Source organism: Streptomyces sp. NPDC015125 (genome assembly GCF_043080045.1).
Taxonomy (GTDB): Bacteria; Actinomycetota; Actinomycetes; order Streptomycetales; family Streptomycetaceae; genus Streptomyces.
Window position 1 is genome coordinate 73,582 of sequence record NZ_JBIBVF010000008.1, and the last position, 14,279, is coordinate 87,860.

15 protein-coding genes are annotated in these 14,279 nt (G+C 70.4%); 5 read left to right on the top strand and 10 right to left on the bottom strand.

Annotated elements, in window-relative coordinates:
• Positions 1 to 69 precede the first annotated feature (69 nt).
• The 4 genes from ACF088_RS19345 to ACF088_RS19360 form a co-directional block, all read right to left on the bottom strand.
• Positions 70 to 567 carry an SRPBCC family protein gene (locus tag ACF088_RS19345; RefSeq protein WP_392376986.1) on the bottom strand — a complete coding sequence of 166 codons (498 nt, stop codon included), beginning with the start codon at positions 565 to 567 and terminating at the stop codon, positions 70 to 72.
• A 123-nt stretch (positions 568 to 690) separates the two neighbouring features.
• Entirely contained in the window at positions 691 to 1,146 is a 456-nt protein-coding gene (nirD, locus tag ACF088_RS19350; protein WP_392376987.1) for a nitrite reductase small subunit NirD, read from the bottom strand.
• The gene (gene nirB, locus ACF088_RS19355; RefSeq protein WP_392376988.1) at positions 1,146 to 3,800 is read right to left on the bottom strand and encodes a nitrite reductase large subunit NirB; all 2,655 of its coding nucleotides are present in this window, start codon (positions 3,798 to 3,800) and stop codon (positions 1,146 to 1,148) included. Before nirB ends, nirD begins: the two co-directional genes overlap by 1 nt.
• 222 nt (positions 3,801 to 4,022) lie before the next feature.
• Positions 4,023 to 6,014, bottom strand: a complete 1,992-nt coding sequence (locus ACF088_RS19360) for a glycoside hydrolase (RefSeq protein ID WP_392376989.1) — start codon at positions 6,012 to 6,014, stop codon at positions 4,023 to 4,025.
• Between the two features lie 380 nt (positions 6,015 to 6,394).
• Here ACF088_RS19360 and ACF088_RS19365 point away from each other — a divergent pair, with 380 nt between their 5' ends.
• The 3 genes from ACF088_RS19365 (at position 6,395) to ACF088_RS19375 (ending at position 8,170) form a co-directional block, all read left to right on the top strand.
• On the top strand, positions 6,395 to 6,547 hold the full coding sequence (locus ACF088_RS19365) for a hypothetical protein (RefSeq protein WP_392376990.1): 153 nt from the start codon (positions 6,395 to 6,397) through the stop codon (positions 6,545 to 6,547).
• A complete protein-coding gene (locus ACF088_RS19370; protein ID WP_392376991.1) occupies positions 6,544 to 6,849 on the top strand; it encodes a hypothetical protein in 306 nt (101 codons plus the stop codon). The genes ACF088_RS19365 and ACF088_RS19370 overlap by 4 nt, the downstream gene beginning before the upstream one ends.
• A gap of 250 nt (positions 6,850 to 7,099) precedes the next feature.
• Complete coding sequence (locus ACF088_RS19375; protein ID WP_392376992.1) at positions 7,100 to 8,170, top strand: NAD(P)-dependent alcohol dehydrogenase; 1,071 nt, start codon at positions 7,100 to 7,102, stop codon at positions 8,168 to 8,170.
• Positions 8,171 to 8,268: 98 nt separating this feature from the next.
• Here the strand turns inward: ACF088_RS19375 and ACF088_RS19380 are convergent, their stop codons facing one another.
• From ACF088_RS19380 to ACF088_RS19400, 5 genes are all read right to left on the bottom strand, one after another.
• Positions 8,269 to 8,556 carry a hypothetical protein gene (locus tag ACF088_RS19380; protein ID WP_392376993.1) on the bottom strand — a complete coding sequence of 96 codons (288 nt, stop codon included), beginning with the start codon at positions 8,554 to 8,556 and terminating at the stop codon, positions 8,269 to 8,271.
• 38 nt (positions 8,557 to 8,594) lie between these two features.
• On the bottom strand, positions 8,595 to 8,753 hold the full coding sequence (locus tag ACF088_RS19385; RefSeq protein ID WP_392376994.1) for a hypothetical protein: 159 nt from the start codon (positions 8,751 to 8,753) through the stop codon (positions 8,595 to 8,597).
• Positions 8,754 to 9,022: 269 nt separating this feature from the next.
• Positions 9,023 to 10,447 carry an Ig-like domain repeat protein gene (locus ACF088_RS19390; protein WP_392376995.1) on the bottom strand — a complete coding sequence of 475 codons (1,425 nt, stop codon included), beginning with the start codon at positions 10,445 to 10,447 and terminating at the stop codon, positions 9,023 to 9,025.
• 350 nt (positions 10,448 to 10,797) lie between these two features.
• A complete protein-coding gene (locus ACF088_RS19395) occupies positions 10,798 to 11,085 on the bottom strand; it encodes a DUF397 domain-containing protein (protein ID WP_392376996.1) in 288 nt (95 codons plus the stop codon).
• Positions 11,082 to 11,912 carry a helix-turn-helix domain-containing protein gene (locus ACF088_RS19400; RefSeq protein ID WP_392376997.1) on the bottom strand — a complete coding sequence of 277 codons (831 nt, stop codon included), beginning with the start codon at positions 11,910 to 11,912 and terminating at the stop codon, positions 11,082 to 11,084. Before ACF088_RS19400 ends, ACF088_RS19395 begins: the two co-directional genes overlap by 4 nt.
• Before the next feature lie 191 nt (positions 11,913 to 12,103).
• On the opposite strand from ACF088_RS19400, the gene ACF088_RS19405 reads away from it, so the two are divergent.
• Complete coding sequence (locus ACF088_RS19405; protein ID WP_392376998.1) at positions 12,104 to 12,436, top strand: hypothetical protein; 333 nt, start codon at positions 12,104 to 12,106, stop codon at positions 12,434 to 12,436.
• A gap of 54 nt (positions 12,437 to 12,490) precedes the next feature.
• Here ACF088_RS19405 and ACF088_RS19410 read toward each other — a convergent pair whose 3' ends face one another.
• Positions 12,491 to 13,387 (bottom strand): aldo/keto reductase, encoded by an 897-nt coding sequence (locus ACF088_RS19410; RefSeq protein ID WP_392377168.1) that lies wholly within the window; start codon positions 13,385 to 13,387, stop codon positions 12,491 to 12,493.
• A gap of 70 nt (positions 13,388 to 13,457) precedes the next feature.
• On the opposite strand from ACF088_RS19410, the gene ACF088_RS19415 reads away from it, so the two are divergent.
• Positions 13,458 to 14,246 carry a sulfite exporter TauE/SafE family protein gene (locus ACF088_RS19415; RefSeq protein ID WP_392376999.1) on the top strand — a complete coding sequence of 263 codons (789 nt, stop codon included), beginning with the start codon at positions 13,458 to 13,460 and terminating at the stop codon, positions 14,244 to 14,246.
• Positions 14,247 to 14,279: the final 33 nt, after the last annotated feature.

Here is a 14,279-nt window from a genome sequence, read left to right on the forward strand (position 1 = left end):
GACTGCCACCCCCGCCCGAGCCCTGGCCCACGCCCCCGCCCGGCCGCCCGCCCGCTTCTCCGGCCCTCGTCATGCCGCGAGCTGCTCCGCGTACCGCCGGATGTTCTCCACCTGACCGGACCAGCCTTCGGAGTGGCTCTCGTACCCGGCGGTCTTCTTCCGGTCCTCGGGGATGTGGAGGCCGGCGAACCCGGTCTCCACCACGCGCAGTCGGGTGCCGTCGCCCTCCGGGGTGAGGGTGAACTCGACGAGGGTGGAGTTGCCCTCGACCGCCACCTCACCGGGGTGCGCGCTGGCCCAGCGGTACGAGAAGTGGTGCGGCGGGTCCACCTTCACGATCTTGGTCGGGAACAGGCCGTACGGGCCGTGGTCGAGCTCCATGATCCCGCCCGGCCGCAGGTCGATCTGCGTCGGTTCGCCCTGGCCGAACCACGAGCCGACGTGCTCCGGTTCGGTGAGCACGGCCCAGACGCGCTCCACGGGTGCGGCGATGCCGATCTCCCGCTCGATGCGGTCGTTGGCGCCGTCCGCGCCGCTGTCCTTGTGCTGATTGCCGTCGGTGGTCATGGGGTGCTCCTCCTGCCGTGCCCTGCCGTGCCCTGCCGATGCTTACGTGCTACTCGATGGTTGCACGTAGCGGGAGGAGGTGCAACCGGTGGGTTGCGCTTAAGGGTGGGGAGGGGCAGGTCCTCAGCAGTCGTGCTCGCCGCCCCGCGTCCGTACGGGATAGGCCGCCACGGCGACCTCCGGGTCGTCCAGGCAGTCCCCCGACACCAGGTCGAAACGCTGCTTGAGCAGCGGCGATGCCACGAACGCCCGGCCGCCGGCCGAGCCGGTCAGACCGCGGGAGAGCACCTGGGCGCCGGTGAAGGGATCGCGGTTGGCGATCGCATACGCCTGCCCGGCACGGTCGACGAAGAGCGCGGCCTGGGTGCCGTCCGGGAGGAGGGCGGCGACCCCGCGCCCCGGGGTGAGGTCGTCCAGCGTGCACACCGCGATCCAGCCCTGGGGGCAGCGGATCTCGACAGTGGCGGCCGGGGCGGCCGGGGCGGCCAGGGCGGCGGGGGCGGAGGCGGTGGCCGTGGCCGACGTGCCGGCCGTGGCGGCGGTGGCAGGGCGGGCGAGGGGGGTGGCTGCAGTGGTCATCAGACGGAGGTTCCTTCCAGCGTGCGAACGGGCAGAGTGGGGCCGGACAGCAGCGTCAGATCCGGCTTGACCTGGTCGCGCTCCGGGACGAAGCGGACCGACGGATCCGGTGCGCCGGGCGCATTGACGAAGGAGACGAAGCGGGCCAGCCGTTCGGGATCGGCGAGGGTCTCGGCCCATTCGTCGCGGTAGTGGGTGACATGGGCGGCCATCAGGGCTTCCAGTTCGCCGCACAGCCCCAGGGAGTCGTGGACGACGACGTCCCGTACGTGGTCGAGGCCGCCCTCGATCCGCTCCAGCCAGGCCGAGGTGCGCTCCAGGCGGTCGGCGGTGCGGATGTAGAACATCAGGAAGCGGTCGATCAGGCGGATCAGTTCGGCGTCGCTCACGTCCTGGGCGAGCAGGTCGGCATGGCGCGGGTCGGCGCCACCGTTTCCGCCCACGTACAGATTCCAGCCGTGGGAGGTGGCGATGATGCCGAAGTCCTTGCCGCGGGCCTCCGCGCACTCCCTCGCACACCCGGAGACCGCGGACTTCAGCTTGTGCGGGGAGCGCAGGCCCCGGTAGCGCAGCTCCAGCTCGATGGCCATACGGACCGAGTCCTGGACGCCGTAGCGGCACCAGGTCTGGCCCACGCACGACTTCACGGTGCGCAGCGCCTTGCCGTACGCGTGCCCCGACTCGAAGCCGGCCGCCACCAACCGGGCCCACACCTGCGGGAGCTGGTCGACCCGGGCGCCGAACAGATCGATCCGCTGACCACCGGTGATCTTGGTGTAGAGGCCGAAGTCGCGGGCCACCTCGCCGATCACGATCAGCTTCTCCGGAGTGATCTCCCCGCCGGGGATGCGCGGCACGATGGAGTACGAGCCGTTGCGCTGGAGGTTGGCGAGGAAGTGGTCGTTGGTGTCCTGGAGGGCGGCCTGCTCTCCGTCGAGGACATAGCCGTCGGCCCCGACGGCCGGCGCGAGGGAGGCGATGATCGAGCCGACGGTGGGCTTGCAGATCTCGCAGCCGTCGCCGTTCCTGGCCTCCGGGCGGCCGTGCGAGTCCAGCAGCGCCGCGAAGCTCGTCACCCGCAGGGTGCGGACGATCTCGTAGAGCTCGGCGCGGGTGTGCGGGAAGCAGCCGCACAGACCGGTGTCGACACGGACGCCGGACGCGGCCAGCTCGTCGTTCATCACGGCGGTCAGCGATGTGACGCAACTGCCGCAGCCGGTACCGGCCTTGGTGCACTTCTTGATCTCGGGGAGGGTGCCGCAGGAGTGCTCGGTGACCGCCGCCCGCACCGTCCCCTTGGTCACGTTGTGGCAGTTGCACAGCACCGCATCGTCCGGCAGCGCGGCCGGGCCGAGCGCGCCGCCGCCCTCGGCCGCGATCCCCGCGGGCAGCACCAGCTGCTCGGGCGCCAGCGGGGGAACGGTGCCGGTCAGCGGCCGCAGCATGCCGTACGCCTCGGCGTCACCGACCAGGACGCCGCCCAGCAGCTCGCCCGCGGCCCCGATCACCAGCTTCTTGTAGACGCCGCTGCGGGAATCGGCGTAGACCACGTCCAGGCAACCGTCCGTGGTGCCGTGTGCATCGCCGAAGGACGCGACGTCCACGCCGAGCAGCTTCAGCTTGGTGGACAGGTCCGCGCCGGTGAAGACGGTGGGCTCCCCGGTGCCGCCGCCGAACCGCCCGGCGAGGGCCTCGGCCGCCACCCGGGCCATGTCGTAGCCCGGGGCCACCAGGCCGTAGACCCGGCCGTCCGGGGCCAGCGCGCACTCGCCGATCGCGTAGAGGTCCCGGTCACCGGTGCGGCAGTGCTCGTCGATGACGATGCCGCCCCGCTCGCCGACCGGCAGCCCGCAGTCCCGGGCGAGCTGGTCGCGGGGGCGGACACCGGCCGAGAAGACCACCAGGTCGGTGTCGATACGGGAGTCGTCGGACAGGCCCATGGCGGCGACCGCGCCCGCCCCGTCCGCGACGATCTCCTTGCCGCCGACGCCGGTGTGCACCTCCAGCCCCATCCCCTCGACGGTGCGGCGCAGCGCCCGGCCGCCGCCCTCGTCGACCTGGAGGGCCATCAGCCGCGGGCTGAACTCCACGATGTGGGTGCGCAGTCCGAGGCCCTTGAGCGCCCCGGCCGCCTCCAGGCCGAGCAGCCCGCCGCCGACCACCACACCGGTGCGGGCGTTCTTGGCGTACTCCTCGATGGCGAGCAGATCGTCGATGGTGCGGTAGACGAAACAGCCCGGGCTGTCCTTGCCCGGCACCGGCGGCACGAACGGGTAGGAGCCGGTGGCCAGCACCAGGGCGTCGTAGCGGACGGTCAGGCCGGAGCGGGCGGTGACCGTACGGGTGGTGCGGTCGACGGCCGTGGCGGGGTCGCCGAGGTGCAGTTCGATGCCGTGCCGGGCCATGAAGTCCGGATCGGCCAGGCTCAGGTCGTCCGGGGTGCGGCCGGCGAAGTACGACGTCAGCTGGACCCGGTCGTAGGCCGGGCGGGGCTCCTCGCACAGCACCACCACCCGGGCCCGCTCGGTGACACCGCGGTCGGCCAGCTCCTCCAGGAAGCGCTGGCCGACCATGCCGTGGCCGACGAGGACGAGGGTGGGGGTGCCGGGTGCGGCGTCCGGCGTGGCATCGGGGTGCGGCGGCATCGAGGTCATGCCGTCAGCCTGCGGCGCGGCTGTTACCCGCCCGCATCTGCACTGTTTCCCGGGCGGAACGCTGCCCTCAGTGGCGGGGGCGCGGCCGTGTGAGGGGCGTGGCTGTGTGAGGGGCGTGGCCGTGTGAGGGCGGCCGCTGTGTGAGGGCGGCCGCCCCACCGGCTGATCAGCCGTTCACCTATGCAACTGTGCAGCTCATCAGCCGTTCAGCCGTTCAGCCGTTCAGCCGTTCAGCCGTGCCGGGCACAGCCGCCGCGACTGCTTGTCGCCGGACAGCTTGGCGTCCACACAGCCGCCCGGTAGCCCGTCCACGACCTTGCTGCCGAAGTTGGCGGTCACGGTCAGCTTGCCGTTGCCGAAAACCGTGCGCTGCACGCTGCGGTCACCGGTCAGCCACCGGAACGAGGTCATCTGCTCGGTACCCGCGGCGCGGTGCAGCGGCGAGAAGTACTTCTGCAGCGCGGCCAACTCGGGCCCGTCCTTGGCGATCGTCGGGCCGTCGAGGACATAGTTGAGCGGGGTGTTGTAGAGCATCGCCAACAGCGCCCGCGTGGTCTTCTGGGCCGGCAGCTTCTCGTACGACAGCTCCCAGCGCTCGGCGTTGACCAGCGAGCCGTGCAGCGCGGTCTCGTAGAGCGGCGCGCGGTACTTCGGGTCGTACATGGCGGTGGCCATCCTGCCGGGCAGCTGCACCGGCTTGAAGAAGGCGGTGGGGGCCTTCTCCGGGTAGTAGCCGCCCCACGTCTCCCGGTCCTTCTCCAGCTTCCACAGGCCGTCGTCGACCGGGGTGCCCGAGCCGTGGTTGTAGGCCAAGACCTTGTTGGCCCAGGCCTGGGCCGCCTCCGAGCCGAGGACGAGGTTCTTCGACAGCCGCTGCATCCGGGCCAGGCGATGCGTGCGGTCCTCGGCTTTGGTCATCTCGTGACCCTTGCCGTGGTCGCGGAAGACCTCTCCCGTCGCATCCACATCGAGGAAGTAGCTGTCCGCGCCGTTGGCGACCATGCTGCGGGTGCGGTCGGCAAGGTAGTGCTCGGTCGGCTCGGCCTTCTCGAAGGCGCGCGAGCTGAGGTAGCAGCCGCGGTTGCCGAAGCCCGTCTCCGGGGTGCCGTCGGCCTTGCGGACACAGAAGTCGGGATAGACCCGGCCCGGCCAGACGGAGGTGGGGCTGTCGGCGCCCTTGGGGTTCTGGCCGTTGGCGAAGGTGTCGTACGGGCCGACGAGATAGCCCGCCTTCTTGGCGGCCCGCACCGCCTGCGCGTTCATCGGGTCGGGGCCGGCGTCGTAGCCGAGCCACATCCGGTCCACGCCCAGCTTCTTCAGCTTGTCCACCCCGGCGGCGGTCCGCGCATCGCCCCACACATAGGCGTGGAAGGCGCCCAGCAGCTTGCCGTTGGCCGGGTTCTGCTCGATCTTCTTCCGCAGGCTGCCGAGTTGGCCGTGCTGCGAGAGGTAGGAGCGGTAGTCGGCGGCGGAGGCGACCGGGTTGCCGTCGGTGAGGGCGAAGGAGACCTCGTAGTCGCGGGTGCCCTCACCGGCGTCGAAGGCGTGCTCGGCCGTGGTGCGGAGCCGGCCGCCGGTGGAGGCGAACTGCAGCGAGGTGCCGAGGTCGGTGGGGGTGAGGTAGCTGACGCCGGCCCGGCCGATGGAGTAGCCCCACAGCGGGAGTGCCAGGCCCTCGCCCATGTCGACGGTGCTGCCGGCCAGCCCGCCCTTCTCGGGGCCGGCGTTCCAGAAGGCGTCCTTCACCGGGATGTCCAGCCCCTCGCCGCGCGGGACCTGCACGGCGGAGGCGGCCCGGTCGGTGCCGGTCACCGGCCAGTTGACCGACCCGTCGCGGTCCGCCCGCAGCCTGATCCGCAGCCGACCGCGCTCCGAACTCGCCGTCACCTTCAGCCCCTTGTCGGGGTAGCTCCAGTGCGCCCCGTCGGCCGTACGGGTCACCGGCCCCGGCTTCCCGAGCCCGCCGCCGGCCGGAGCGGACAGCACCAGCTGCCGCCCGTCGTCGGTGTGTGCGTTCACGGCCAGCGAGGCGGTGTCGACGACGGCGGTGCCACCGGCGACAGGGAGCGCGAGACGGCTGCCCTCCAGGGTGCCGGCGGCCGCGCTGTCACATCCGGCGACTCCGAGAGTGGTCGCGGTGAGCGCGAGGGAGGCGGCGAGGACACGGGTGGTACGGCGGCGTCGCCCCGTGGCCGTGGGGAGGTGGGGTGTCATACGTCAGTGAATAGTCAGGGGGATTAAGAGAGTTCTAAGAGGGCGTCCTGCACGGCCGGTTGGCTGCTGTGCCGACAGGGGGAGTCCGCAAGGGCGTCGACTCCGGCGAACGCCTCGGCCGTCGAAGGCGAGCCATCGAGCGGACCATGTTCTGCCCCCCATCGAGGCGATATGACGGCCGGTCACCCGGACGGAAATTCGGCTGACGATCAGCAGACGTACATGTCATGGCCGGATCATGAAGAAGATCACGGGGATCATTTCGCCAGTCGAAGCAGCAGCCCTCCTCCTCGCTGGGGCCGCGGCGCCCGCGAGCGCGGCGCCGTGGTGGAACAAGAAGGTCAAGCAAGTGCACCTCGGTCGACCCCGAGGGCCGGGAGATGCCGACGCTCGTCGGCAACGCCGAACTGGGCTGGAACCACTTCACCGGTCGGCACAACATCCGCAAGTGCGATCTCGTGCACATCAAGATCGGCGTGATCACCGCCTGCTGCAAGGGCATGCAGAAGTGCCCGAATTGGGTAAATCAGTGACAGACAACCACGAAGAGATCGTGGAGCAGCAGGCCGACATCACGGGCCTGCTGCTCCACCACGTTTACGCGCCCCTCATCGAAGACCAACACGTACGGGGTGTCCTCCCGGCACCTCCCACGACGGACGCCGTGCGCGTGGTCCTCGGCGACAAGGACGAGTACGCCACCGACCGGCTCACCGCCTACGAGATCCCCCTACGGGTGGACGATGAGCTGCGCACCCCGCACGACGTCGCCGCCCTCCTGCGCACCGTCCACACGGGCACCCGCATCTTCCTTGGTGACTGTCGCGGGACATGACAGGGGACGTCCTCCGGGGCGATCGCTACGGGAGCCTCGGCGGGTCCGGGCGTGCCGGTCGGCCGAACGGGCGGAAGATGACGCCCCGACCGGCGCCGGACCTCCTCTGCGGGAAGAGCGAGGACATGAGCCACTCACCCATTCGCGAGCACGGCACGGCGCTCTCCCGAGTCCGCCGCACGGACCAGGGCGGCCGGGGCCGGCTGACGGTCTCCTCTCGCTCCCCGCGCCGAACGGCAGGTACGCACACGTGAGGGCTTTCGTCCTCCGGAGGGTCGGGGAGGTCGCCGTCATCGAGAAGCCGGTCCCCGAGCCCGGTCCCACCGATGTGGTCGTGCGCACCACTGCGGCCATGGTGTGCACCACCGATGTGCACACCATGAGGGGCGCGATGCCGGTCGCGCCGGATGTGACGTTGGGGCATGAGGCGGTCGGTGTCGTCCATGCGCTCGGCTCGGCGGTCGAGGGACTTGAGGAGGGGCGGCGCGTCGCGGTGGCCGGGATCACGCCCTGCTTCCAGTGCGATTCCTGCCAGCGCGGGTTCTCCTCGCAGTGCCAGGGGCGGATGCTGGGAGGCGCCCGCTTCACCCACCAGCGCGACGGGAACCTCGCCGAGTACTTCCTGGTCAACAACGCCGAGGCCAACCTCGCCCCGATTCCCGCCTCGCTCTCCGACCACCAGGCGCTGTACGCCACCGACATGCTCTCCACCGGGTTCGTCGCCGCCGAACACGCGGAACTCGCCCTGGGCGAGACCGTTGCGGTCTTCGCCCAGGGCGCGGTGGGGCTGTCGGCGACGATCGGCTGCCGGCTGCTCGGCGCGGGCCTGATCATCGCCGTCGAGTCGGTTCCCGCCCGCCAGGAACTCGCCCGCCGCTTCGGCGCCGATCTGATCGTCGACCACACACAGTGCGATCCGGTCGCGCGGATCATGGAACTGACGGACGGTCAGGGGGTCGACGCCGCCATCGAGGCGCTCGGTACCCCGCAGACCTGGGAGGCGGCCTTCCGGGTCACGAAGCCGGGAGGCCGCATTTCCAATGTCGGGTACCACGGCGAGGGGCACGAGCCGTTGCAGATCCCCCTGGAGTCCTTCGGGTACGGCATGTCCGACAAGCAGGTCTACGCCGGGTTCAATCGCGGAGGCCGGGGGTGGCTCCGGCGGATCTTCCGGTTGCTGGAGAACGGGAAGATCGACCCCACCCCGATGACCACACACGAATTCGGCTTCGACGAGATCGAACGGGCCTTTGCCATGATGGCCTCGAAAGAGGACGGAATCATCAAGCCGCTGATTCACTTCGACGCGGATGGTGCCTAGGCGTTACCGATACGGGGCTCCTCCGGTTCTCGCGTTTTTCACACTCCCACGGTTTTCACGACTCCCGCGACTCCCGCGACTCCCATGGCTCCCACGGCTCAATCGAGCCACCGGGAAGCCAGCCCGGTGAGGTAGGAGAGGGACAAGGCCGTCGCGGTGATCTGGAATCCGGTCGTCCCTCCGGCCCAGTGCGCGAGCGGGGCCATGGCGGAAGCCACCCAGATGCTGGAACACCAGCTGCAGCTGACCAGATAGGCCGGTTTGGAATCGTCGCCGAAGCGGCCGGCCACCCAGGAGCGGAATCCCGCCGCGAGCGTGTCCTTCGTCAGGAATCTGGTGATGCGGCACGTCGCGCCGAGGGAAAGCAGAAATTCCACAAGGCTCATGAGATCCACCCCGTAACCGTGAATGCCCAGTCGGTCCGTTACTGATTGATGACGAGGATGGTGCCGATACCGCCCGCGCGTTGGTTGGCCGCGTCGGCCTCTTGCCAGGTGTAGTACTGCCGCACGGTGCCGTCGGGCAGGTTCAGCTGGTAGATGGTGACGGTCGGGCGGGCACCGCCGCCGCAATTGCAGGCCATGTTCCGCTCCTTCTGTGACGTTGTGCGAAGAGGGGCAACGGCCCCGTCGGCCGGCAGGCGTGCCGCCGTGCATCCGGGGCCTATCCTTGGGGTCCAGCGGCCGTCCCCCGTACTTGCACTACGGGGGACGGCTGTTTTGCCGGCTGCTTCGTCGGCTGTTTCGTCGGCGGTGCTGCCGGGTCGCTCATCAACTCGCTTGCCGGTCGGGCCGGTTCAGGTGAGCTGCGGTACGGCGTTTCCGGCCGCGGTGCGTGAGCCGGGACCGGGCCTCAGGTGAGGCAGATGGACAGGGTGCTGGACGAGGAGACGCCCCCGCTGGTCGCGGTGTAGCCGGCGAACAGCACCTGCCCGATGTTGAGAGTGGCCGTGCAACTGGCGTTGCCGCTCGCGTTGGCGACGGCGGTGCACACCACGGGGCCGGCGGGGCCGTCCAGGTGGAAGGTGACCGTCGCGCCGGGAGTTGCGCCACTCGCGCTGAACGTGGCGGTGGCGAAGGCCCAGGGCAGCGGGGGGACGCTGAGCCGGTAGCAGGCGGGGTGCGCCGTGAGCCCCGTCGCCGCGCCCACGGTCACCGTCCCGGTCCCGGAGGCACCGACGCAGTTGCAGGTGCTGCCGGTGGCGGTGAGCACGGTGGCGGTGACGATGGTGCTGCCGACGGGCAGCGTGCTGGTGGTGACGGTGGCCTGGCCGGACGCGTTGGTGAGGCCGACGCCGAGCGGTCCACTGGTGGTGCTGAACAGGACGGTCGCGCCCGGGACCGGGGTGCCGCCGCAGGTGACGGTGGCGGTGACGGTGACCGGCTGCCCGGGGCTCGGGCTGGCCGGCGTGGACGTCACGGTGACGGCGCAGGTCGGTGCGGCCCCGACGGTCACCGTCGCCGTGGCGGCGACACCGACGCAGGTGCACGTGGTGGTCGCGGCCAGCACGGTGGCGGTGACCGTGGTGCTGCCGACGGGCAGCGTGCCGGTGGTGACGGTGGCCTGGCCGGACGCGTTGGTGAGGCCGACACCGAGCGGTCCGCTGGTGGTGCTGAACAGGACGGTCGCGCCGACGACGGGTGCGCCGCCGCAGGTGACGGTGGCGGTGAGGGTGACCGGCTGGCCTGCGGTCGGTTTGGCGGGCGTGGACGTCAGGGTGACGGTGCAGTTCTCCGCCGCGGTGACGGTCACGGTCGCCGTTGCGCTGATGCCGATGCAGGTGCAGGTGGTGGTGGCGGCGACCACGGTGGCCGTGACGACGTTGACCCCGGCCGGGAGCAGGCTGGTGGTGAGGGTGGCCTGTCCCGCGGCGGTGGTGACGCCGATGCCCAGGGAGCCGCTGGTGGTGGCGAAGACCACGGTCGCGCCTTCGACGGGGACCCCGTCACAGGTGACGGTGGCGGTGAACGTCACCGGCTGGCCGGCGGTCGGGTTGGCCGGCGTGGACGTCAGGGTGACCACACAGTCCGCCGCGGCCGTGACGGTCAGGGACGCCGTGGCGGCGCCACTGGTGGCACCGGCAGCAACTACCGTGCCCGACGTGGTGGCTGTGAAGGTGACGCTCGCATTGCCGAGGGCGTCGGCGGTTGCCGACTGCGGGGCCACGGCATCGTAGGTGAAGGTGATCACCTCTGCCGGTGCGGCACCGGTGACGGCGGCTGTGAAGGTCTGGCCCACCGCGACGGTTGCCGGGGTGAGAGTGAGAGCGAGTGCCATGTTGGACAGCCCCTTTCGAAGGCTCCATAAAGGAGGTGGGGAGCTGCTGCACGCCGGGAGGACAGCGAGCCGTCCGAGCGCGCACACCTGTCGGGGGTGCCCTGAAGAACACGACGAAGCCGCCTCACGCCGGCAACCGTCCATGGTCCCCCGACAAGGGATGGGCACCCCACCGTCGGTAGCACCGATTGAAGCGACCAGCCCGATGACACACCACAGTCGGCGATCGGGTTAGCCCGATTGGCGCAGCGCGCATCGGCGCGCGGTACCGACCTCTCGGCCGTACGCCGACATGACGACGGCCCCCGCCGGACGACGGGGGCCGATCATGCGGAGGCGCTGCCGGGGCTTCAGCCGGCGAACTCCCCGCCCTTGACCGCGGTGATGAACGACGACCAGCCGCCCGCCGGGAAGACGAGCGCCGGACCGCCGGGGTTCTTGGAGTCGCGGACGGGGACGAGGCCGTGGGTCTCGGTGAGGGTGCGGGAGAATTCGATGCACTGACCGCCGTCGCCGTCGCTGTAGGACGACTTGGTCCACGTGAAGTCGCGGGAGAACTCGATGCACTCCCCGCCGTTGGCGTCGCTGTTGGACGACTTTATCCACTCAGTGCTCGTGAGAGGGAAGTCGGTGCTCATGATCTGTACTCCTTCACCAGGGACTTGATGAGGGCCAGTGATTCGCCGGGGGACAGCGCGTGCGCCCTCAGCCGATCGTAACTGTCGAGGTGTAACGCGACAGTTGGGGCGGAGTCGTACAGCTTGCCGCCCTGTGGGCCGTCGGCATAAAGCACCGCGGGAGACTTTTCGAAGGTCAGCATCGTGAACGGTCTCGTATGCGCCCCTGGGGCCCCGGCGGAGAACGGGAGGACCTGGAGGTCAATATGCGGTGATTCAACGACCGTCAGCAGGTAGTCAAGCTGCGCTGCCATGACCTCGGCGTCGCCGATCACCGATCGCAGGCATGCCTCGTGCAGGATGACCCACAGGTGCGGAGGAGCCTCCAGCTCGAAGAGCTCGCGACGGCGCAAGCGAGCGGCAACTCTGCCTTTGATCAGCTCCGTGTCCTCGCGTGGGTGCGAGGCCCGGAAGACTGCCCACGCGTATGCCTCGGTCTGGAGCATGCCCATCACCAGGCTCGCCGAGTAATCCAGTATCCGCGACGCCTTCCGCTCCATATTGAGATACGGAACGAACCAACTCGGGTGATCCCCTTCGTCGATCCTCCGTAACAACCCCGCGAACAACTCGCCCGTCCCGAAGGTGAGGTCGCAGCCCTTGGCGAACTTCTGGCTGGGTCTGGGCAGCAGCGTGCCGGACTCGACCTTGCTGACGTACCCCTCGGAGTAGCCGGTGGCCTTGCCCAGGTGCTTCTGTGTGAGCTTGCGGGCATGCCGGACCTGTCTGATGTCGCGGCCGAAGCGCTCCAGCGGATTCAAGTGCTCGGGCGGCGTCGTCTCGTCCAACGCGGTGACCTCTCGTCATATGCACGCACACCGGCGTCGCGGCAGGTCACAGACTTGAGCGAGGCCGGTTCAAGCGCCCCCATTCTATTGCCTGTCGCGTTGTTCCGGTGACCAATTGACTACACCCGGTGTCCGACCGGGCGTAGCCGAGCCACCGCCACGCACAAGCCCATAGTTACGGAGTGGACAACATGACCGACGCCATCGCGCGGCTCCTGCCGTGGACCGGCCTGGAGGGCAAGCCGTGCTTTCTCGTCAGCGACGGGACCGGATATGTGTCCCGTGTCGCCGACGCCATGGAGGCGGCGCAGATGGCGCTGGCCGCCGAACTCATCGCGGAGGCGCGGCGCATCCTGGTGGGGCGGTCCTGGACCTCAGGCGAACTGCACCTGCTGACGGTCGAGTTGGCCGAATCCCTCGTCGAGGTGCACCGCGTCGCGGAGAGTCGGGGCGGGCGTCTCCTCGCGCCCGCCGACTCCCCCGAGGCGACCGCCCTGGAAGACGACGGGGGCCAGGTGAGGTGAGCGCCGGCCGCCCATGGGACCGCCGTCCGCGCGACGGAGGTCCGAAGGCTGAGGCTACGCGGCCGCGAGTGCGCCCAGCAGCGCCAAGTCCCCCTCCGTGAGGGCGATATCCGCCGCGGCCAGGTTCTCGTCGAGGTGGGCGGGCGAGCCCGTACCGGGGGTGGGCAGCAGGGCAGGGGAGCGGTGCAGCAGCCAGGCCAGCGCGATCTGGCCGGGGGTCGCGCCGTGCCGGGCGGCGACCGTGGCGAGCGCCGTGCCCGCCGTGCCCGCACCCTCGGCCAGTGCGCCGTGGCCCAACGGGAACCACGGCAGAAACGCCGTGCCCCGCTTCTCGCACAGCTCCAGGACGTCCTCCGCGGCGCGGTCCAGCAGGTTGTAGCGGTTCTGCACCGAGGCGATCGGGGCGATGTCCTGGGCCCGGGCCAGTTCGTCCGCGCTGACGGAGTCCAGGCCGATGTGCCGGATCTTTCCCGCCCGTTGGAGCTCGGTCAGCGTGCCCAACTGGTCGGCCATCGGCACCTGCGGGTCCAGCCGGTGCAACTGGTAGAGGTCGATGGTGTCGGTGCGCAGCCGCCGCAGGCTCGCCTCGCACATGGCGCGCAGATCCTCCGGGCGTCCGGCGCTGTGCCAGAGGTCCGGGCCGGTACGGACCACGCCGCCCTTCGTCGCGATCACCAGCCCCGCCGGATACGGGTGCAGGGCGCGCGCCACCAGCTCCTCGGCCACGTCCGGGCCGTAGTTGTCGGCGGTGTCGATCAGGTTGACCCCGCGCTCGACGGCCCGGCGCAGCAGCGCGACGGAGCGCTCCGGATCGTCGTGCCGCGGTCCCCAGTAGCCGGGCCCCACGAGCCCGCCGGTCCCGAACCCCAACCGCCGGACGGGCAGCTCACCACCGATCGGGAAGACGTTTCCCATGGCCTCGGCCCCCTCCGTATCGGTATCGGCATCCATGAGTGCCATGAATGCCATGAATGCCATGAATGCGGAGCCTAGGACGGGGTGTGGTTCATAAGATCGGCCGGTGCCTCCTGACATATCGCTGTTCACCGTGACCCTGCTCTGTCTGGCCGCCCTCGCGGCGGGCTGGATCGACGCCGTGGTGGGCGGCGGCGGACTGCTGTTGCTCCCTGCCCTGCTGGTCGGTCTGCCGCACACACCCACCGCGTACGTCCTCGGAACCAACAAGTCCACCGCCGTCGTGGGCACCACCGCGGCCGCGGTCACCTACGTCCGCAAGGCCCCGATCGATGTCCGGACCGCGCTGCGCATCGGCCTCGCCGCGTTGGGTGGTTCGCTGGGCGGGGCGTTCTTCGCGGCGGGTATCAACAGCGAGGTGCTGCGTCCGCTGATCATGGCCGTCCTGCTGGGGGTGCTCGCCTTCGTCCTCTTCCGCCCGGCCTTCGGGACCGCGCCCGCGCCCTCGGGTCCGGTCTCCCGTCGGCGCGTCGTGGCGGCCGTCCTCGTCGCGGGCCTGGGCATCGGCTTCTACGACGGCCTGATCGGACCGGGGACCGGCGCGTTCCTCGTCGTCGCGCTCACCGCGATCCTGCACATGGACCTGGTCAGCTCGTCGGCCACCGCCAAGGTCGTCAACGTGTGCACCAATGCCGGCGCGCTGACGATGTTCGCGATCCAGGGCACCGTGCTGTGGCAACTCGGCGCCCTGCTGGCGCTGTTCAACCTCGTCGGCGGCCTGGTGGGCGCCCGGATGGCCCTCAAACGCGGCGCCGGCTTCGTGCGGGGCGTCCTGGTGGTCGTGGTCGTCGCCCTGCTGTGCAAGCTGGCTTACGACCAGTGGCTGGCGGTCTGACCCGGCATCGGACGGCCTTGGTGTCGGCCGGTG